The sequence below is a fragment of the Pantoea sp. X-Soil-MYKO-1785 genome, from assembly GCF_059730675.1.
Window position 1 is genome coordinate 287,067 of record NZ_AP036000.1, and the last position, 20,881, is coordinate 307,947.

Annotated in this window: 19 protein-coding genes; 14 read left to right on the forward strand and 5 right to left on the reverse strand. The window is 55.6% G+C overall.

All coding sequences use genetic code 11. The features are described 5' to 3' along the window. Nucleotides 1-7: 7 nt before the first annotated feature. Entirely contained in the window at nt 8-892 is an 885-nt protein-coding gene (gene ubiA, locus AC6I8D_RS01280) for a 4-hydroxybenzoate octaprenyltransferase (RefSeq protein ID WP_312057380.1), read from the forward strand. Nucleotides 893-1,101: 209 nt separating this feature from the next. Here ubiA and plsB read toward each other — a convergent pair whose 3' ends face one another. Beyond that, nucleotides 1,102-3,525 (reverse strand): glycerol-3-phosphate 1-O-acyltransferase PlsB, encoded by a 2,424-nt coding sequence (plsB, locus tag AC6I8D_RS01285; protein WP_497820633.1) that lies wholly within the window; start codon nt 3,523-3,525, stop codon nt 1,102-1,104. A 129-nt stretch (nt 3,526-3,654) separates the two neighbouring features. On the opposite strand from plsB, the gene AC6I8D_RS01290 reads away from it, so the two are divergent. The 4 genes from AC6I8D_RS01290 to AC6I8D_RS01305 all read left to right on the forward strand — a co-directional run bounded on the left by AC6I8D_RS01290 (nt 3,655) and on the right by AC6I8D_RS01305 (nt 6,554). Beyond that, the gene (locus AC6I8D_RS01290) at nt 3,655-4,023 is read left to right on the forward strand and encodes a diacylglycerol kinase (protein WP_312057378.1); all 369 of its coding nucleotides are present in this window, start codon (nt 3,655-3,657) and stop codon (nt 4,021-4,023) included. 105 nt (nt 4,024-4,128) lie between these two features. Beyond that, entirely contained in the window at nt 4,129-4,743 is a 615-nt protein-coding gene (lexA, locus tag AC6I8D_RS01295; protein WP_031375523.1) for a transcriptional repressor LexA, read from the forward strand. Between the two features lie 104 nt (nt 4,744-4,847). Then, entirely contained in the window at nt 4,848-6,170 is a 1,323-nt protein-coding gene (dinF, locus tag AC6I8D_RS01300) for an MATE family efflux transporter DinF (RefSeq protein WP_497819541.1), read from the forward strand. A 171-nt stretch (nt 6,171-6,341) separates the two neighbouring features. Further along, entirely contained in the window at nt 6,342-6,554 is a 213-nt protein-coding gene (locus tag AC6I8D_RS01305) for a CsbD family protein (RefSeq protein WP_159861694.1), read from the forward strand. Between the two features lie 72 nt (nt 6,555-6,626). Here the strand turns inward: AC6I8D_RS01305 and zur are convergent, their stop codons facing one another. Continuing rightward, nucleotides 6,627-7,148: a zinc uptake transcriptional repressor Zur gene (gene zur, locus AC6I8D_RS01310; RefSeq protein ID WP_072051006.1), complete on the reverse strand. Its 522-nt coding sequence runs from the start codon at nt 7,146-7,148 to the stop codon at nt 6,627-6,629. 450 nt (nt 7,149-7,598) lie between these two features. On the opposite strand from zur, the gene AC6I8D_RS01315 reads away from it, so the two are divergent. From AC6I8D_RS01315 to pspG, 3 genes are all read left to right on the forward strand, one after another. Further along, on the forward strand, nt 7,599-8,849 hold the full coding sequence (locus tag AC6I8D_RS01315; RefSeq protein WP_312056315.1) for a conjugal transfer protein TraF: 1,251 nt from the start codon (nt 7,599-7,601) through the stop codon (nt 8,847-8,849). Nucleotides 8,850-8,955: 106 nt separating this feature from the next. Further along, nucleotides 8,956-9,951, forward strand: a complete 996-nt coding sequence (gene dusA / locus AC6I8D_RS01320; protein WP_312056317.1) for a tRNA dihydrouridine(20/20a) synthase DusA — start codon at nt 8,956-8,958, stop codon at nt 9,949-9,951. Between the two features lie 178 nt (nt 9,952-10,129). Next, on the forward strand, nt 10,130-10,396 hold the full coding sequence (gene pspG / locus AC6I8D_RS01325) for an envelope stress response protein PspG (protein ID WP_069729440.1): 267 nt from the start codon (nt 10,130-10,132) through the stop codon (nt 10,394-10,396). A gap of 206 nt (nt 10,397-10,602) precedes the next feature. Here pspG and AC6I8D_RS01330 read toward each other — a convergent pair whose 3' ends face one another. Next, nucleotides 10,603-11,586, reverse strand: coding sequence for a quinone oxidoreductase (locus AC6I8D_RS01330; protein ID WP_497819542.1), 984 nt, complete (start codon nt 11,584-11,586; stop codon nt 10,603-10,605). Nucleotides 11,587-11,682: 96 nt separating this feature from the next. On the opposite strand from AC6I8D_RS01330, the gene dnaB reads away from it, so the two are divergent. From dnaB to AC6I8D_RS01360, 6 genes are all read left to right on the forward strand, one after another. Next, a complete protein-coding gene (gene dnaB / locus AC6I8D_RS01335) occupies nt 11,683-13,089 on the forward strand; it encodes a replicative DNA helicase (protein ID WP_031375516.1) in 1,407 nt (468 codons plus the stop codon). 129 nt (nt 13,090-13,218) lie between these two features. Further along, nucleotides 13,219-13,698, forward strand: a complete 480-nt coding sequence (locus tag AC6I8D_RS01340) for an Lrp/AsnC family transcriptional regulator (RefSeq protein WP_312056322.1) — start codon at nt 13,219-13,221, stop codon at nt 13,696-13,698. Between the two features lie 242 nt (nt 13,699-13,940). Continuing rightward, complete coding sequence (locus AC6I8D_RS01345) at nt 13,941-14,555, forward strand: YitT family protein (RefSeq protein WP_159861699.1); 615 nt, start codon at nt 13,941-13,943, stop codon at nt 14,553-14,555. A 42-nt stretch (nt 14,556-14,597) separates the two neighbouring features. After that, nucleotides 14,598-15,791, forward strand: a complete 1,194-nt coding sequence (locus AC6I8D_RS01350) for an amino acid aminotransferase (RefSeq protein WP_497820634.1) — start codon at nt 14,598-14,600, stop codon at nt 15,789-15,791. Nucleotides 15,792-15,910: 119 nt separating this feature from the next. Further along, the gene (locus tag AC6I8D_RS01355; RefSeq protein ID WP_312056324.1) at nt 15,911-16,330 is read left to right on the forward strand and encodes a secondary thiamine-phosphate synthase enzyme YjbQ; all 420 of its coding nucleotides are present in this window, start codon (nt 15,911-15,913) and stop codon (nt 16,328-16,330) included. Next, complete coding sequence (locus AC6I8D_RS01360; protein WP_312056326.1) at nt 16,330-16,653, forward strand: MmcQ/YjbR family DNA-binding protein; 324 nt, start codon at nt 16,330-16,332, stop codon at nt 16,651-16,653. Before AC6I8D_RS01355 ends, AC6I8D_RS01360 begins: the two co-directional genes overlap by 1 nt. A 52-nt stretch (nt 16,654-16,705) precedes the next feature. Here AC6I8D_RS01360 and AC6I8D_RS01365 read toward each other — a convergent pair whose 3' ends face one another. Further along, entirely contained in the window at nt 16,706-17,770 is a 1,065-nt protein-coding gene (locus AC6I8D_RS01365; RefSeq protein ID WP_031375512.1) for an NAD(P)-dependent alcohol dehydrogenase, read from the reverse strand. 233 nt (nt 17,771-18,003) lie between these two features. Further along, nucleotides 18,004-20,832, reverse strand: coding sequence for an excinuclease ABC subunit UvrA (uvrA, locus tag AC6I8D_RS01370; protein WP_312056327.1), 2,829 nt, complete (start codon nt 20,830-20,832; stop codon nt 18,004-18,006). Nucleotides 20,833-20,881 lie beyond the last annotated feature (49 nt).

The following is a 20,881-nucleotide window of genomic DNA, read 5'->3' on the forward strand; positions in this document are numbered from 1 at the left end:
ATCTGTGGTGGAAAAGAGCTTACACATCAATAAATGGCAGGCCTATAGCCGCCTGATGCGCATTGATAAGCCGATCGGCACCCTGTTGCTGATGTGGCCCACCCTGTGGGCCTTATGGCTGGCTGATATGGCGATCCCGCCGCTTCCGGTGCTGCTGGTGTTTGTTGCCGGCGTTTTCGTGATGCGCGCCGCCGGCTGCGTCATTAACGACTTTGCTGACCGTAAGGTGGATGGGCATGTTGAGCGGACCAGGCATCGGCCTTTAGCCAGCGGCGCGGTCAGTGCCAGAGAAGCCAAACTGCTGTTCGCCGGGCTGGCGCTGGTGGCGTTTGCGCTGGTGCTGACCATGAATCTGATGACGATACTGCTTTCGGTGGTCGGTCTGGCGCTCGCCTGGGTTTATCCGTTTATGAAACGCTATACCCATCTGCCGCAGGTGGTGCTGGGGGCCGCGTTTGGCTGGGCGATTCCGATGGCCTGGGCGGCAGTTAGTGAGTCCTTACCTTTGGTCTGCTGGCTGGTATTCTTCGCCAACATTTGCTGGACGGTGGCCTATGACACCCAGTACGCGATGGTGGATCGCGACGATGACCTGAAGATTGGCGTTAAGTCGACCGCGATTCTGTTTGGCCGTTTCGACAAGCTGATAATCGGCCTGCTGCAACTGGCAACGCTGCTGCTGATGGCGTGGGTTGGCATGTTGCTGCAGCTCAACGTGGCGTTTTACGGGACGCTACTGCTGGCGGCTGGCCTGTTTATTTACCAGCAAACGCTGATCGCCCGGCGTGAACGCCCGGCCTGCTTTAAAGCCTTCCTCAACAACAACTATGTCGGGCTGGTGCTGTTCCTCGGTGTGTTGATGAATACCCCGCCGTTTAGCCAACTGTGGTAATCGACAGGCCAGACGGGTTTGCGGGGCGCTGAAATGCTATCCGATGCGATTCAGCGTGACGGAACTCAGCGTACAGTTCAGGCAATTCGTCAGGCAGGAGAAGGTTCCGGCACAGATAGTCAGGCAGGAAAGGGTGCAGTTGCAGCGCAGCATCGTTCAGGCACAAAAAAGGCGACCTCACGGGGTCGCCTTTTTACTGCGCAGGGCATTTAGTCGTGGGCCACGGCGCTTTCGATGGTCATGCGTACATCGCTGGTGACCAGATCGGCCAGAATGTGCCATGTTGCCAGGGTCTGCGCGACATCTGCATCACCGCTGTCGCTGATATAACCTTCATCGCGCAGCGTCAGAACCAGTGAGGTGAAGACCGCTTTATCGAAAAACTCCGGCGCGTTGATACCGTGCAGCACTGACAGACGTTGCGCCAGTGTGCGGCTCTCTTTCTCCAGCGTCCCGCGGTTAATGGCCGGTTTGGCGCTGAGAATAGAGAAGGTAATGGCATAGCGCTGGAGCGTTTCACGCACGCCGGCCGCCAGCAGTTGCAGCGTACGGTAGCGCGCCGCGGTAAAGCGCAGCTGACCAGCCTCAAGCGTAATCAGTCCCTGACGCGCCAGCTCCTGACAGAGTTCGGTCAGCAGTTGCGGCAGCTCATCGGTCTGCCAGCGCAGGAACAGTTCGCTCTTCAGCATCGGGTAGATCAGACTCACCTGGCGCAACAACTCGGCTTCGCTCATGGTCTGATGCTGCTGCACAATAGCGGCAATCAGCGACGGCATCACCAGCATGTGGTGAATGTTGTTGCGATAGTAGGTCATCAGCACCGCCTGCTCACGTGGCAGGATGATGATGTCGCCAATGCTGTCTTTCTCGCTCTCAAACTTATTCATGCCCATCGCATGATCCAGCAGCGCCTCTGCGGAGAGATCGGGCACCGTGGCGTTGGCTGAATAAGGCACGTTACGCAGCAGCTGGGTATAGCACTCAAGCTGCTCAATCAGCTGTTCGCGGGTTAGTGAGCGCTGACGTGAGGCGAGTAGCGCGGTGACGCACAGGTTCATGGCGTTGGCCGCACCCGCTTCATTGATACGTACCATTAAGCTCGCCGCAATGTCGTTCACGGTAGGGGTTAACCAGCTTGGACGCTGCGGTTCGATAGGATCGATCGACTCACGCCATTCCGGCACCCGCTTGTTGAGATAGTTAACCAGCGGCAGCGGTTCGCCAAAGTTAACGTAGCCCTGGCCGAGGTTGCGCAGCTTACGTAAGCCATGCAGCATCTGCATGAAGCCCTCTTTCTCTTTCGCCGCACCGCGTAGCTCTTTGGCGTAGGTACCCACTTCCATCACGTGCTCATAGCCGATGTAAATCGGCACCAGGGTGATTGGGCGATTACCGCCGCGCAGCATTGCCTGCAGGGTCATGGCTAAGGTGCCGGTTTTCGGATCGAGCAGGCGACCGGTGCGTGACCGTCCTCCTTCAACAAAATATTCAACTGAGTAACCGCGGGTGAACAGCTCACCGAGATACTCACGGAACACCGTGGCATACAGTTTGTTGCCTTTGAAGGTACGACGAATAAAGAATGCGCCCAGACGACGGAAAATCGGGCCGGCTGGCCAGAAGTTGAGGTTGATACCGGCGGCAATGTGCGGCGGCACCAGTCCCTGATGATAAAGCACGTAAGAGAGCAGCAGGTAATCCATGTGGCTGCGATGGCAAGGCACATAGACGATTTCATGGCCATCCTGCGCCAGCTGACGGACTTTTTCGCCGCCATTAACGTTGATGCCCTGATAGAGCCGGCTCCAGAGCCAGCCCATGACGCGGTCGGTGACGCGAATCGCCTCATAGGAGAAGTTCGCCGCGATCTCTTCCATCATCTCAACCGCATTTTGCTGCGCTTTTTCATGGGAGATTTTTTTGCTGCGCGCTTCGTCTTCTACCGCTTTTTCAATCGCTTTGGATTGCAGCAGACGATTAAACAGATCCTGACGTGCCGGTAAGCGTGGGCCAACTGCCGCCAGCCGCTGACGGGCGAAATGAATGCGCGCCACCCGGGCCAGTTTCTGGGCGATTGATTGGTCGGTGCCGTGTTCGGTTGCCATACGGCGCAGCGAAACAGTCGGCGAGAAACGGACAAAACTGTCGCGTCCATGCCAGATTACCGCAAAGAATTTCTGCACACCGTTCAGCACCCGCAGGTGCGGCGTATCTTCGCCCTGAACCTCACGGCCTGGCGCCCGGCCAAACATCACCGTCACCGGCAGCATCTGGATATCCAGCTTGGGATTATTGCGGTGCAGGTCCAGGTAATCGTGAAAGATTTTCACCGATTCAACGCTGGGGACAAAATAGGGGAACACACGCGGGCCATCGTGGATAAAAACGTGGCGCGGCAGCAGCGAACCATCAATCTCCAGCGGAGAAAGCGGGTCGGGCAGATGATGCCGCAGGCACTGCGCGCGTAAAGTCAGTAAGTCCGCCTTCGAATCGTAAGGCAAAACGTACATAATGGGCCGGGTCGGGTCCAGACCATGTTCAGAAACGGGATCGGCCGGAATGGCCTTACTCTTTACCAAAAAGGACAATGGTAAATTCAGTAATTTGTAATAAAGTTTACGCCAACCTGACATAGACAACATGAAGCCTCTTGTTAGCAAAGCGCCGCAAGCATACCAGAAAGCGCAGCGAAGATCTGTGGTGGTGCCAATTGCACGCAGCCCAGACATTGACGTCAATCCGATGAAAGGGTTCCACTTACTATGGCAAATAATGCCACCGGTTTTGTAAGAATAGTGAAAGCCGCAGGTTATTCATGGCAGGGCCTGCGCGCCGCCTGGCAACACGAAGCCGCTTTCCGCCAGGAGGCGCTGGCCGCGCTGGCCGCCATTATTGTCGCCTGCTGGCTGGATGTCGATATCGTCTCCCGCATTCTGATGATTGGCGCTGTGGTGCTGGTGGTCATTGTCGAAATCCTCAACAGCGCCATTGAGGCGGTAGTGGATCGTATCGGTCAGGAGCGCCACCCTTTGGCCGGACGGGCCAAGGATATGGGCTCCGCGGCGGTGCTGATCAGCATCTTACTGGCACTGTTTGTCTGGATCGCGCTGCTTTGGTCGCATTTGCGATAAGCCTTCCACAACGCGTCAGATGGCGCGTTTTGCCTGAGAATCGGTTTCCATTTCACCAATACCTGTATATACTCACAGCGACTGTATAAACAACCAGGGGGCGGGATGAAAGCATTAACCAGCAGGCAGCAGCAGGTCTATGACCTGATTCGCGACCATATTACTCAAACGGGCATGCCGCCTACGCGTGCAGAAATTGCCGCGCAGCTGGGTTTCCGCTCGCCGAACGCGGCAGAAGAGCATCTTAAGGCACTGGCACGTAAAGGGGTGATTGAGATTGTTTCTGGCGCCTCACGCGGTATTCGCCTGTTGATGGAAGAAGAAGCGTCTGAAGGTCTGCCGTTGATTGGCCGGGTTGCTGCCGGTGAGCCGATCATGGCGCAGGAGCACATCGAAACCCATTACAAAGTGGATCCGGGCCTGTTCAAACCTTCTGCTGATTTTCTGCTGCGCGTCAGTGGAATGTCGATGAAAGATATCGGGATTATGGATGGCGACCTGCTCGCAGTACATAAAACCCAGGACGTGCGTAATGGCCAGGTTGTGGTGGCCCGCATTGATGATGAAGTAACGGTTAAACGCTGGAAGAAGCAGGGTGCTATTGTGCATCTGCTGCCTGAAAACAGTGATTTTGAGCCAATTATCGTCGATACGCGCGCTCAGTCGCTGACGGTCGAAGGTCTGGCGGTCGGTGTGGTTCGCAACGGCGAATGGCTCTGAGTCTGACATAACCACGCATTCGTAGCGTCTGATGCTATTCTGTCTGCCCTAATTTTGTCGCTGCTGCTCCCCTCTCTGCAGCGGCACCGAGCACGGAACTGCGAATGCGTTTTTTAACGGCTACCGACAAAAACCTCTGGCGGCTGGCGCTGCCGATGATCCTTTCTAACATCACCGTTCCTTTACTGGGAGTGGTCGATACTGCTGTCATTGGTCACCTCGACAGCCCGGTCTATCTTGGCGGGGTTGCGGTCGGTACGACAATCACCAGTTTCCTCTTCATGCTGCTGCTGTTCCTTCGAATGAGTACCACCGGCCTGACGGCGCAGGCTTTTGGTGCCGGCGATAAATTGGCACTGGCACGTGCGCTGACCCAGCCTTTAATCATTGCGCTGCTGGCTGGCGTGCTGTTCGTCTGCCTGCGTTCGCCAATCGCTGCGTTGGCGACCGATCTGATTGGCGGCGATGCCAGCGTTCTGCAACAGGCGACGCTGTTTATTCAGATCCGCTGGCTGAGTGCGCCCGCCACTCTGGCAAATCTGGTGATCCTTGGCTGGCTGCTGGGCGTGCAGTACGCGCGTGCGCCGGTCATCCTGCTGGTGATCGGCAATCTGGTCAATATTGTACTCGATCTGTGGCTGGTGATGGGCCTGCACTGGGGTGTGGCAGGCGCGGCAACCGCGACCGCACTGGCAGAGTATATAACGCTGGCCGTCGGTGCGGTGATGGTCTGGCGGGTATTGAAACTGCGTGGCATCACCCCGGCAATGCTGAAGCAGAGCTGGCGCGGTGACATGAAGCGGCTGCTGCGTCTTAATCGCGACATTATGCTGCGTTCGTTAATGCTGCAGCTCTGTTTTGCCTCGCTGACGGTGCTGGGCGCACGCATCGGTCCGCAGGTGGTGGCGGTGAACGCGGTATTGCTGATGTTTATCACCTTTACCGCCTATGCGCTGGATGGTTTTGCCTACGCGGTTGAAGCCTTCGCCGGTGAGGCGCATGGTGCGAAGGATGGCAGCCGGCTGCTGCGCGTCTGGCACTCTGCCTGCCGACAGGCGCTGGTGGTGGCCTTGCTGTTCTCATTGATTTATGCGTGTTTCGGTTCGCACATCGTGGCGCTGCTGACCTCGATCGAACAGCTGCAACAGGCGGCCGATCGCTATCTGATATGGCAGGTGATCCTGCCGCTGGTGGGGGTCTGGTGTTATCTGCTGGATGGCATGTTCATCGGTGCAACCCGCGGCCGGGAGATGCGTAACAGCATGGTGGTGGCGGCACTCGGTTACTTCCTGACGCTACTTAGCGTCCCGCTGCTGGGCAACCATGGCTTGTGGCTGGCAGTTAGCGTTTTCCTGGCGCTGCGTGGTCTGTCGCTATGGCTGATCTGGCGTAAACACTGGCAGCAGAACAGCTGGTTTAACGCCTGATAGCCGGCCTCTGACGCGCTCAGGCTACAGATTATTCTGTATTGTTTCGGCAAACCTAAAATCTTCTACTATAATTAACCGTAAGCAGCGCAGTGAACCAGCGCTTTATATCGTCATTTTGTTTTCTTTCAAGATAAATGATGTAACCAAAGGATGACATAGAGGTCTGCCATGAATAAAGATCAAGCGAGCGGCAACTGGAAGCAATTCAAAGGCACAGTGAAAGAGAAATGGGGCAAGCTGACCGACGATGATATGCAGGTTATCGAAGGCAAACGCGATCAGCTGGTCGGAAAAATTCAGGAACGTTACGGCTATGCCAAAGAAGATGCAGAGCGCGAAGTAACAGACTGGGAAAGTCAGAACAAAGATTACCGCTGGTAATCACACAGATTTACGGATAAAGCTCCTACCCCCCGGTACGCTCATACCGGCACCCGCACAAGGATGTGCACATTACCCGCGTTTTCCCCGCTTTTTACCTTCACTTTGATGATCGTGCTGACAACTTTCATGATGGGTGCAGGCTTCGACTTCGACACAATTCTCACATAATCCATGTGCTTCAATCACGCTGTGACGCAGAGCAAATTGCGCCTCTCCAGCCAGCGTCGCAATAATCTTCTCTACTCCCTGCGCCTGCTTTTCGGTTACTGCCGCACAGCGATCGCACACCAGCATTACTGATGTGTGTGCCGGTGCCTCGAAATGGTGACACATCACATAGCTGTTATTGGACTCTACCCGGTGGATAAAGCCCTGTTCCAGCAGGAAGTCCAGCGCCCGATAGACCGTAGGTGGCTTGGCCTGAGGTTCGCTAACCCGAAGTTGATCCAGCAGATCATAAGCGCTGATCGATCCTGGCTGCTCAGCCATTAATCGTAACACTTCAGCCCGCTGCGATGTCAGACGCACACCGCGCTGCAGGCACAGTTTTTCCGCCTGGGTCATTATTTGCTGTGACGTCATGTTTGACATGGAAACTCTCCGCTGGATAAGTGATGTTATTTTATCACACAAATTTTTGCGGCGCAGAGGTTGGTTGTTGCCTGATAAAACAGCAAATTCTGCTCGGACGTCGATCAAAAACGCGAGTTCATCCGCAGGCGAGGCCGCTATCAGCCCCAAATCAGATCCACTCGTCGACCGGCTAAGGTGGCCTTTGTCGCGCTTTTGCTTTGCATCTCACTGAGTTAAGAAGTAATGTTCAGAAAGACTTAAGAAATGTCTGGTATTATTTTATTTATTATCGGGTATTTTGAACAAAAATAATGTTTTACTGATTGGAAAACGTCCAATCCTTTGAATTAAGCGACTGTTTCCTTTGAATTCACAGCAATAACGCGTTAGCCAGGGTTCACAATAGGGCTAACAAACTATTCAGTCGTTGAATGTTTCAACGGCACTTTCTCAGGTGATGGCAGGCAAATGGTGAAAAAATCCGCTCAACGCTCAGCGCTGAAGTACACCGCTGTAGTGAATGCGCTTTTCCTTTCTTCTTCCGCCATGGCGGCGGGGACCTGGTACGATGCACGCAATGACGCCATGGGCGGAACCGGCGTTGCATCTTCTCTTTATGGCTCAGCCGTGCTGGCCAACCCGGCTTTAATGACACGAGCCAAACCCGACGATAGCGTCAGTATTATTTTCCCTTCCGCCGGTATTCAGGTCACCGATAAAGATCACCTGATCGACAAAGTGGATGACATCACCGATACCGTTGATCGCTACCGCGAGGTGATCGGTAACCTGACCTTCGCCGATTATCTGCGGGGCTATCCTGAAGTGCGCGCTGCCTCAGGCGATGTCGCCAATCAGCTCAGTGATTTGCGCGGCAACAAAGCGGACGGCAACGCCGGGGTGGCGCTGGCGGTCACTATTCCCAACGAGACGCTGCCTTTCGCCTTTATCACCAAAGCCTATGGAACAGCACACGTGCGGGCCAACGTGGTCCAGAGCGATATCGACTATCTGCGTGGTGTTGCTAACGGCACGGTGCTTCCTCGTCCGGGCGACCAGAATAACCTGCGCTCCAGCGCCAACGGTTTAGCGGCGCTGGTCACCGACTATGGCGTCGCACTGGCACATGAGTTCACCATTGCCGGTCAGCCGGTGTCGGTGGGCGTCACGCCGAAAGTGCAAAAAACCTGGCTGTATAACTACACCGCCAGCATTTACAACTATGACAAAAGTGACATCAACAATAGCCAGTATCGCAGTACGGATACCGGCTTTAACGTTGATGCCGGTCTGGCGACCACGTTTGCTGAAAACTGGACGCTGGGCATCACCGGACAAAACCTGGTATCCCGCGATCTGCAGACCAAAGAGGTCAACGGCTTCCGCGATACTTATCAGATCCGTCCACTGGTCACCACCGGTCTGGCCTGGGATAAAGGCCCGTTCACCGTGACCGGCGATGTCGACCTGACCGAAACCAAACGCTTCAAAACGCAGGAAAACAGCCAGTATGCGGCGGTGGGTGCGGAATATCGGGTGCTCGACTGGTTACAGCTGCGTGCCGGTTATCGTGCGGATATGCGTTCGAACGATGAAAATGTCGCAACCGCCGGTTTCGGCCTGTCACCGTTTAACAAAGCGGTGCATCTGGATCTGGCTGGCTCGGTTGGAGCGAATAATACCTGGGGCGCGATGATGCAGCTGGGCTTCAATTTCTGATCTTCTTTCATGCCGCAGTTCGGGGCGGGCGATGCACTATCGCCCGTCCTTGTGTTATCCTTGCACAGAATTCAATCACCCTCATTTACCGGATTGCCTGCGCTTCATGACCGATACTTTTTCTTCGCAACGTTTCTCGATTGCCCCGATGCTCGACTGGACCGATCGCCACTGCCGCTATTTTCATCGTCAGCTGACCGGCGATACGCTGCTCTACACCGAAATGGTGACCACCGGCGCGATTATTCATGGTAAGGGCGATTACCTGGCCTATAGCGAGGATGAACATCCGGTCGCCTTACAGCTGGGTGGCAGCGATCCTGCGGCGCTGGCGCACTGCGCCCGTCTCGCAGAGCAGCGCGGTTACGACGAAGTGAATCTGAACGTCGGCTGTCCCTCTGACCGGGTGCAGAATGGCCGCTTCGGGGCCTGCCTGATGGCAGAAGCCGATCTGGTCGCTGACGGCATCAAAGCGATGCGTGATGTGGTGTCGATTCCGGTGACGGTAAAAACGCGCATCGGGATTGATGAACAGGACAGCTATCAGTTTCTGACCGATTTTGTCGGGACAGTGGCCGAGCGCGGCGGATGCGAGACGTTTATCATCCATGCGCGTAAAGCCTGGCTGTCTGGCCTCAGCCCGAAAGAGAACCGCGAAATTCCACCGCTTGATTACCCACGGGTTTATCAGCTGAAGCGGGACTTCCCACACCTGACGCTGGCGATTAACGGCGGTGTGAAAACGCTGGAAGAGGCGCAAACCCACCTGCAGCATCTTGATGGCGTCATGATGGGGCGTGAAGCCTATCAAAATCCTGGCATTCTGGCGCAGGTAGATCAGCAACTGTTTGGGCGTCAGCATCCGGCGGCCGATCCGGTGGCGGTGGTCCGCGCCATGTACCCCTATATTGAAGCCGAACTGGCGAAGGGCACTTATCTGGGCCATGTGACACGTCATATGCTCGGTCTGTTCCAGGGGATCCCGGGAGCACGCCAGTGGCGACGCCACCTGAGTGAAAATGCCCACAAACCTGGCGCGGATGTGCGCGTACTGGAAGCCGCACTGGCACTGGTGGCGGATAAAATTCCGCAGGAAGCCTGATCGACCTGTACCCAAAGAGACCAGCCGGCAATGGCTGGTTTTTTTTACGCCAGGTTTTGGTTATTTTGACTGTTCACCGGTTAATCAGACTGGCCTGTTATCAGCAAAAACAATCGCTTACAGATTGGCACGCTTCTTGTAAAGATCGTCACAATGAGTCTCAATAAGGAGCGCTAACGTGGAAATTTTATTTGTATTGGGTTTTTTCCTGATGCTGTTGCTAACCGGTGTTTCATTGCTCGGCGTACTGGCTGCGCTGGTGGTCGCCACGCTGGTAATGTTCGTCGGTGGACTGTTTGCACTTGTTATCAAAGTGTTGCCGTGGCTGGTGCTGGCAGTGGTCGCTGTCTGGCTGCATCGCGCCTTTTTCGGCGATCGTAATACGCGAGAATGGCGTAAGCTAAAGCGTAAGATCAATAACTTAGACCGAAAAGGCTGGCGTTAATTGCGGAGATGATCACAATTTGACGTTGTGCTTAGACAATACCTGCATTTAAACATATTTTTTACTTATGTTTTCTGGCAGGATAGTTGTCGTTGAGTCGAAACGAATTCATCGCCGCTGTCCCTACACCAGCGCGAACGAAAATAAAAAAAGAGAAGGGCTTCCTGCGGGAAGCCCTTTTTGTATGCTGAACGGGGTACCGGCTATCAGGGAATCAGCAGGCTCGACCCTTGGGTGGCACGGCTTTCCAGCATCTGATGCGCTTTACCCGCCTCCTTCAATTCAAACTTCTGCTGTTCCGGCACCTCCACTTTAATCGCGCCACTGGCCAGCAGCGAAAAGAGTTCGGCACTGGCGGTTACCAGCTCCTGACGGTTAGTGATGTAACCGAACAGCGACGGGCGGGTAACAAACAGCGAGCCTTTCTTATTCAGGATGCCCAGATCGACCCCGGTCACCGGGCCGGAAGCGTTGCCGAAACTCACCATCAATCCGTGACGACGCAGCGAGTCCAGCGACGCTTCCCAGGTATCTTTACCGACCGAGTCATACACCACGCCGACTTTTTTCCCCTGGGTGAGTTCGCTGACGCGTGCGGCGATATCCTCTTCGCGATAGTTAATCGTTGCCCAGGCGCCGGCATTCTTCGCCAGCGTCGCCTTTTCAGCTGAACCGACGGTACCAATCAGGTGCGCGCCCAACGCTTTTGCCCACTGGCAGGCAATCAGGCCGACACCGCCAGCGGCGGCATGAAACAGGAAGGTCTCATCCGCTTTGACTTTATAGGTCTGGCGCAGCAGATACTGAGTGGTCAGCCCTTTCAGGAAACTGGCGGCGGCCAGCTCAAAACCGATCGCATCGGGCAGGTGCATCAGCCGATCTTCTGCCACGTTGTGCGCTTCACTATAGGCACCGAGGGCTGCCTGACAATAGACCACCCGATCGCCGGGCTTAAACAGCGTCACGTCACGGCCGACCCGGGTAACGACACCCGCCGCCTCAGTACCGAGACCGGACGGGAAGGCTGCCACCGGATAGAGGCCGCTGCGCAGATAGGTATCGATGTAGTTAATGCCGATGGCGCGATTTTCTACCTGCACCTCATTACCGGCAGGATCGGCAAGTTCAAAATCAGCCCACTGTAGAACGTCCGGACCGCCGTGCGCGTTGAACTGAATACGCTTTGCCATTCTGACTCCTGTGATTGTTTCATCATGAGGGTGAGGCGCGCACCCCAACTGAGGTATACTTGCGCGTCCCCACAGAACATCGGTAATGCATTCACTATGGCAGGAAATAAACCCACCAACAAATCGAACGAAACGCAGGATCGCCAGCTGGAAGGCGTGAAAATGCCCCCGCATTCGCTGGAAGCGGAGCAATCGGTGCTCGGTGGGTTAATGCTGGATAACGAGCGCTGGGACAACGTCTCCGAGCGCGTGGTCGCCAATGATTTTTTCAACCGCTCGCATCGGCTGATTTTTTCCGAGATGCAGCGGTTGCTGGAAAACAGCAAGCCAATCGACCTGATCACCCTCTCTGAATCGCTGGAAACCCGCGGCGAGCTGGAGATGGCAGGCGGCTTTGCTTACCTGGCCGAACTGGCGAAAAATACCCCCAGCGCGGCTAACATCGGCGCTTATGCAGACATCGTGCGTGAACGTGCAGTAGTGCGTGAGATGATTTCGGTCGCCAACCAGATTGCCGATGCCGGCTACGATCCGCAGGGCCGCAACAGCGAAGAGCTGCTGGATTTCGCCGAATCCAACGTTTTCAAAATTGCCGAAGCGCGCGCCAGTAAGGATGCCGGCCCGAAAAATATTGAGCAGATCCTTGAGGCGACCGTCTCACGTATCGAATCGCTTTATCAGACGCCGCACGATGGCGTCACCGGCGTGGATACCGGCTATCAGGATCTCAATAAGAAGACCGCGGGCCTGCAGCGCTCTGACCTGATTATCGTCGCCGCGCGTCCTTCAATGGGTAAAACCACCTTCGCGATGAACCTGTGCGAAAACGCCGCGATGCTGCAGGACAAACCGGTGCTGATTTTCAGCCTCGAAATGCCCAGCGAACAGATCATGATGCGTATGCTGGCGTCGCTGTCGCGGGTCGATCAGACCCGTATTCGTACCGGCCAGCTGGATGATGAGGATTGGGCGCGTATCTCCGGTACCATGGGCATCCTGCTGGAGAAGAAGAACATGTACATTGATGACTCTTCTGGCCTGACGCCGACCGAAGTGCGCTCGCGCGCCCGCCGTATCTACCGTGAAAACGGTGGCTTAAGCATGATTATGATCGACTACCTGCAGCTGATGCGCGTGCCTTCCCTGTCGGATAACCGTACGCTGGAGATAGCCGAGATCTCGCGCTCACTGAAAGCGTTAGCCAAAGAGCTGAATGTGCCGGTGGTGGCGCTGTCGCAGCTTAACCGCTCGCTGGAGCAGCGTGCCGATAAGCGGCCGGTGAACTCGGATCTGCGTGAATCGGGCTCGATCGAGCAGGATGCGGATTTGATCATGTTTATCTATCGCGATGAGGTTTACCACGAAAACAGCGATCTTAAAGGGATCGCCGAGATCATCCTCGGTAAACAGCGTAACGGCCCGATCGGCACGGTGCGGCTGACCTTTAACGGCCAGTGGTCGCGTTTTGATAACTACGCTGGCCCGCAATACGACGACGAATAATCTCTTCTTTGTGCTGTCATGCACGATCTGTGCATGACAGCCCCCATCATCAGAAAATAGTGTTGGACAACCCCGCCGATTATCGGGTTATCTGTAACAAAGCGACGCCAATAACGCTGTGGAAACGGAATGACTCACGTAGACGATTACGACCTTAAAATCCTGACTTTATTACAATCTAATGGCCGCCTGACCAATCAGGAATTAAGCGATCTGGTCGGCCTGTCGGCTTCACAATGCTCACGCCGCCGGATTAACCTGGAACAGGCCAATCTTATTCTTGGTTATCACGCCCGGCTGTCGCCGGATGCGATTGGACTGGGTATGGTCGGGCTGATTGAGGTGCGCTTAATTAACCATACTGCTGAATATGTCGACAGTTTTCATCGGATGGTGGAGCAGGAAGAGGCGATCGTCGACGCCTACAAAACCACCGGCGATGCCGACTATCTGTTGAAAGTGGCAGTAGCCGATCTCAATTCGCTCAGCGCCTTAATCAGTCAGCTGGTCGCTGGCCACCAGAGCGTTTCTCATGTAAAAACCTCGGTAGTGCTGGGACGAATGAAAGAGAACGGGCTGATGATGACTCCTGAGCACAAGACGCGCTAAAAAGGTGCGTATTGTGCCGTTTTGGTGCAAACTCGCGGCAAATAATGCAAAGAACGCGCACCAGAACAGATATTTGTGCATGAATTAACGGTTTTACCGAAACTTTTATCACAAAAACCTGCAATAAAGCGCCTTAGTTATCAATGGGATAATCGCTGGCACCATACCGGTGGCCGTCAAAGGCTGCCGGTATGGTGCGTTTTTTGCATCTGAACTGCATCATTTGCACTGAGATAACCCACATGGATAACGTTGCAGAACCCTCCCGCATTCCCCATTCCCGCATTGAAGATGCGCTGGCGATTGTGCTTGGTACCCTGATGGTCTCGTTCGGCGTCATTATGCTGAAACAGGCGGGCGCGCTGACCGGCAGTACTGCAGGCATCGCTTTTCTGATCAGCTACCTGTCGCCGTTATCCTTCGGCAGCGCCTTCTTTCTGATCAATATTCCGTTCTACTGGCTGGCGGTAAAACGCATGGGCTGGGAATTTACCCTGAAAACCTTTTGTGCCGTTGGGCTGGTGTCGTTGTTTACCCATCTGCATCCGCTGTTTGTCCATTTTTCCGCCCTCGATCCGTTCTATGCGACATTGTTCGGTAACGTCATCATGGGAATCGGGTTTATAGTGTTGTTTCGTCATAAAGCCAGCCTGGGCGGCATCAATATCCTGGCGCTGTGGCTACAGGATCGCTTTGGCATTCGCGCCGGCAAGCTGCAAATGGCGGTGGATACCTGCGTGGTGCTGGCCTCCCTGTTTGTGGTGAGCGTACCGATTCTGCTCGCCTCGATTGGCGGCGCGGTTATTCTTAATCTGATTATCGCGATGAACCACCGTCCAGGACGCTACCTGGTTTAATGACACTCTGTTACCCGAAGACCACTCATGGAGACCTACACCGTGTTTCAAAACGTTGATGCCTATGCTGGCGACCCGATTCTGTCGTTGATGGAAGCGTTTAAACAAGACCCACGCGAACACAAAGTTAACCTCAGTATCGGGCTTTACTATGACGAGCAGAGCATCATCCCGCAGCTGAAAGCGGTTGCGACTGCTGAACAGCAGCTGCACGCTGAGCCACAGCAGGCGTCGCTCTATCTGCCAATGGAAGGGCTGAACAGCTACCGCAGCGCGATTGCGCCCCTGCTGTTTGGTGCCGACCATCCGATGCTGCAGGCGGGCCGGATCGCCTCTATTCAGACGGTGGGCGGCTCTGGCGCGTTGAAAGTGGGTGCGGATTTCCTTAAACGTTATTTCCCACAGTCAGCGGTCTGGGTCAGCGATCCGACCTGGGAAAACCACGTGGCGATTTTCAACGGTGCCGGTTTCGAGGTGAATACCTATCCGTGGTATGACGCGGAGACCCACGGCGTGCGGTTCGATGCGTTTATCAGCGCGCTGAAAACCCTGCCGAAGCAGAGCATCGTTCTGCTGCATCCGTGCTGCCATAACCCGACCGGTGCCGATCTGACCGATGCGCAGTGGGATCAGACCGTTGAGGTGCTGAAAGCGCAGCAGCTGATCCCGTTCCTCGACATTGCCTATCAGGGCTTCGGTGCGGGTATGCAGCAGGATGCGTATGCACTGCGCGCCGTAGCTGCCGCGGGCCTGCCAGCGCTGGTCAGCAACTCCTTCTCGAAAATTTTTTCGCTGTACGGTGAGCGCGTCGGCGGCCTGTCTATTGTCTGCGACAGCGCAGAAGAAGCCGGCCGGGTGTTGGGCCAGTTAAAAGCGACCGTGCGCCGCAACTACTCCAGCCCACCGAATTTTGGTGCTCAGGTCGTGGCGCGAGTGTTAAATGATGATGCTCTGAAAGCGAACTGGCTGGCGGAAGTTGAAGCGATGCGCGTACGCATTCTGGCGATGCGTCAGTCGCTGGTAGAGGTGCTGAGCACCGCACTGCCAGGCAAAAACTTTGACTACCTGCTGAAGCAGCGCGGTATGTTCAGCTATACCGGCCTGAGCGCGCAGCAGGTTGATCGCCTGCGCAACGAGTTCGGCATCTATCTGGTCGGCAGCGGCCGGATGTGTGTCGCCGGCCTGAACAGCAAAAATGTGCATCAGGTCGCGGAAGCATTTGCTGCTGTGATGTAATCGCCGTTACGCTGTGTAAAGACCGCCGACCCTGTTCGGCGGTTTTTTATTTGCCCGCAGGGTTTACCTTTCGCCGACATGCTGCACACTTAAACGGGAGACCGTTTCAGGAAAAAGCTATGTGGCATCAACAAATTCTGACGCTTAGCGCGAAACCACGCGGATTTCATCTGGTCACCGATGAGATCGTCGATGCGCTTTCCGCACTGCGTAACATCAACACCGGCCTGTTGCATCTGCTGTTACAGCACACCTCGGCCTCGTTAACCTTAAACGAGAATTGCGACCCGACGGTGCGCAGCGACATGGAGCAGCATTTCATGCGGCACGTTCCGGAAGATGCGCCGTATCAGCACGACTACGAAGGACGTGACGATATGCCGGCGCACATTAAATCATCGACCTTAGGGGTATCATTGCTACTGCCGGTTCAGCGCGGACGTCTGGTGCTGGGCACCTGGCAGGGGATCTGGCTGGGCGAACACCGCATTGATGGCGGTGCGCGGCGAATTGTCGCCACTTTACAAGGGGAATCGTAATGACGAATTCAGACTTACTGACCTATTGCATGAGCAAGCCGGGCGCGGAACAGAGCGTCCACAGTGACTGGAAAGCCACGCAGATTAAAAGCAACGGCGTACTGTTTGCCATGGTGCATGAGGTGAAAGGGCGTCCGGCGGTTTCACTGAAATCGACCCCGGCGCTGGCGGAATTACTGCGTGAAGAGCATAAAGACATTTTTCCCAGCGAGCATCTGAACAAATCTCACTGGAGCACGCTGTATCTTGATGGCTCCCTGAAAGATTCGCAGATCTACTATCTGGTTGATGCCTCATTTGATCAGATTGCGACGGTCAAATAAGCGGCAATAAAAAACCCTCTTCCGGCTGGAAGAGGGTGACAATGTGCAGCGATTATGCGGCGGACTGATTGCGCAAGGTGTTGATATCAATTACGAAACGATATTTCACATCACTTTTCAGCATACGTTCGTAGGCTTCGTTGATCTGATCCATCGCAATCAGTTCGATATCTGAGGTGATGCCGTGCTCACCACAGAAATCGAGCATCTCCTGCGTTTCGGCAATGCCGCCAATCAGTGAACCGGCGATGCTGCGACGCTTGAAGATCAGGTTAAATACCTGCGGAGCAGGGTGATCGTGCTCCGGTGCGCCGACCAGCGTCATGTTGCCATCGCGCTTCAGCAGGGTAATGAACGGGTTGAGATCGTGTTGTGCCGCCACGGTATTCAGAATGAAGTCGAAGCTGTTGGCGTGCTGTGCCATCTGCTCCGGATCTTTCGAAATCACCACTTCATCTGCGCCCAGGCGTTTACCGTCTTCAATTTTAGACGGCGAGGTGGTGAACAGCACCACATGCGCGCCCATCGCATGAGCAATTTTGACGCCCATATGGCCGAGACCGCCCAATCCCACGATGCCTACTTTTTTGCCGGGACCGACATTCCAGTGACGCAGCGGTGAGTAAGTGGTGATACCGGCACACAGCAGCGGCGCAACGCCAGCCAGTTCCAGGTTTTCAGGGATGCGCAGCACAAAGCTCTCATCCACCACCATCGCCGTTGAGTAACCGCCATAGGTAATGGCGCCGGTTTCGCGATCTTCACCGTTATAGGTGCCGACGAAGCCATTTTCACAATACTGCTCTAACCCTTCCTGACAGCTTGGACAGCTGCGGCAGGAGTCGACCATACAGCCGACGCCGACCAGGTCGCCCACTTTGTACTTCTGAGTTTGTGGACCCACAGCGGTGACGCGACCCACGATTTCATGGCCTGGCACCACCGGGAAAATGGTGTTCTTCCACTCATTACGTGCCTGATGCAGGTCTGAGTGGCAGACGCCACAGAACAGGACCTCAAGCTGTACGTCATGAGCACGAAGCTCACGCGGCTGATAATCGAACGGTGCCAGTTTGGATTTAGCATCCTGAGCAGCATACGCATGCGTAATATTCATGGTGTCTCCAGTTTCGATGTGTCGTGCGTGTTGTTCGGTGAAGTGCGGCAGCAGTGTGCTGCAGCGAAAACAGGGCGACGCGCAGGGCGTGCCAAAGAGGAACCGCTTAAGGATAGTCAGCGTAGCGAAAAGCGTATATGCCTATAGATGTCTGAATCTTGCCTGATTCTGCATTTCTCTGGCTGAATGAGCAGCCGGTAAAAAAAAGGCCCGCACGAGGCGGGCCTGACAGATTACTTGTTCAGCAACGGCTTAAGGAAGCGTGCGGTGTGTGATTTTTCACACTCCGCCACGGTTTCTGGCGTGCCGGCCACCAGAATTTCACCGCCGCCGCTGCCGCCTTCCGGACCGAGATCGACAATCCAGTCGGCCGTCTTAATCACGTCGAGATTGTGCTCAATCACCACGATGGTATTGCCCTGGTCGCGCAGCTGATGCAGCACTTCCAGCAGCTGCTGGATATCGGCAAAGTGCAAGCCGGTCGTTGGCTCATCAAGAATATAGAGCGTCTGACCGGTGCCGCGTTTCGACAGCTCACGCGCCAGCTTAACGCGCTGCGCTTCACCACCGGAAAGGGTGGTCGCGGACTGGCCGAGGCGGATATAAGAGAGACCCACATCGATCAGCGTCTGCAACTTACGCGCCAGTGCCGGTACCACATCGAAGAACTCACGCGCTTCCTCAATGGTCATTTCCAGCACTTCGTGGATGCTCTTGCCCTTGTACTTCACTTCCAGCGTTTCGCGGTTATAGCGTTTGCCTTTGCACTGATCGCACGGCACATAAATGTCCGGCAAAAAGTGCATTTCGACTTTCAGTACGCCATCGCCCTGACAGGCTTCGCAGCGTCCGCCACGCACGTTGAAACTGAAGCGGCCCGGGTTGTATCCACGCGAGCGCGCTTCCGGCACGCCGGCAAACAGTTCACGCACCGGCGTGAAGATGCCGGTGTAGGTGGCCGGGTTAGAGCGCGGTGTCCGGCCAATCGGACTCTGGTCGATGTCGATGACCTTATCGAAATGCTCGAGGCCGGTGACCTCGCGATAGGCCGCCGGTTCCGCGATGGTGGCGCCGTTGAGCGCACGCTGGGCAATCGGGAACAGGGTATCGTTGATTAGCGTCGATTTACCTGAACCCGATACGCCGGTGATGCAGGTAAACAGACCGACCGGCAGCGTCAGCGTCACATCCTTGAGGTTGTTGCCGCGTGCGCCCGTCACCTTCAGCACTTTGGCCGGATCGCCTTTAACCCGCTGCGGCGGCACGGCAATTTCGCGTTTGCCGCTGAGGAACTGGCCGGTCAGTGACGCTTCCTGCGCCATGATCTCATCCACGGTGCCTTCGGCCACCACCTGGCCGCCATGTACGCCCGCGCCGGGACCGATATCGATCACGTGGTCAGCCGCCCGAATCGCATCTTCATCGTGCTCAACCACAATCACCGTGTTACCGAGATCGCGCAGGTGAATCAGGGTGCCGAGCAGGCGCTCGTTATCGCGCTGGTGCAGACCAATAGAAGGCTCATCCAGCACGTACATCACGCCCACCAGGCCTGCACCGATCTGGCTGGCCAGACGGATACGCTGCGCTTCACCGCCGGAAAGTGTTTCAGCCGAACGGGACATCGACAGGTAGTTCAGGCCGACGTTCACCAGGAAGCTCAGGCGATCGCTGATCTCTTTCAGCACTTTTTCCGCGATTTGGGCGCGCTGGCCGCTGAGCTTCAGGTTTTCAAAGAACGACATCGCATGGCCGATACTCATCTCCGAGATGGTCGGCAGCGTGGTGTTTTCCACGAAGACGTGGCGCGCTTCACGACGCAGACGCGTCCCATCGCAGGTGGCACAGGCCCGGTTGCTGATAAATTTCGCCAGCTCTTCACGCACCGCTGATGATTCGGTCTCTTTGTAACGGCGTTCCATGTTGTTCAGCACGCCTTCAAACGGATGGCGACGCACTGAAGTGTCACCCCGATCGTTGATGTACTTAAACTCAATGGTCTCTTTACCGGAACCGTACAGGATCACTTTCTGCACGTTATCCGGCAGGCTGCCGAACGACGCTTCGATATCAAAATCGAGATGTTCCGCCAGTGAGCGCAGCATCTGGAAATAGTAGAAGTTACGGCGATCCCAGCCGCGGATTGCACCGCCCGCCAGCGAGAGTTCCGGGTTCTGCACGACCCGATCCGGGTCGAAATATTGCTGCACGCCCAGCCCGTCACAGGTCGGACAGGCGCCCGCCGGGTTGTTAAACGAGAACAGGCGCGGTTCCAGCTCGCTCATGCTGTAGCCACAAATCGGGCAGGCAAAGTTGGCAGAGAACAGCAGCTCTTCAGCCGCGCTGTCATCCATATCCGCCACGATCGCCGTGCCGCCAGAGAGATCCAGCGTGGTTTCAAACGATTCGGCCAGCCGGGTTGCCAGATCGGCACGCACCTTAAAACGATCGATCACCACTTCAATGGTGTGCTTCTTCTGCAGTTCAAGCTTGGGCGGATCGGAGAGATCGCACACTTCACCGTCGATACGCGCACGGATGTAGCCCTGCGTCGCCAGGTTCTCCAGCGTTTTGGTGTGCTCGCCTTTACGATCTTTCACCACCGGAGCCAGCAGCATTAAGCGGCGGCCTTCCGGCTGAGAGAGTACCTGATCAACCATCTGGCTGACGGTCTGCGCCGCCAGCGGCACATCGTGATCCGGACAGCGCGGCTCACCGACGCGGGCAAACAGCAGGCGCAGATAGTCGTGGATCTCGGTGATGGTACCGACCGTAGATCGCGGGTTATGTGAGGTTGATTTCTGCTCAATGGATATGGCGGGCGACAAACCTTCGATATGATCGACGTCCGGTTTTTCCATCAGCGAAAGAAACTGGCGCGCATACGCAGAGAGCGACTCCACATAGCGGCGCTGACCTTCCGCATACAGCGTATCAAACGCCAGTGAGGATTTACCTGAGCCCGACAGGCCGGTAACCACAATGAGTTTGTCGCGTGGGATGGTCAGGTTGATGTTTTTCAAATTATGGGTGCGGGCACCACGAACTTCGATCTTATCCATTCACCTTTCCCGGATTAGCAGCACTCACCGCGCCTTGCCGACACGGCCA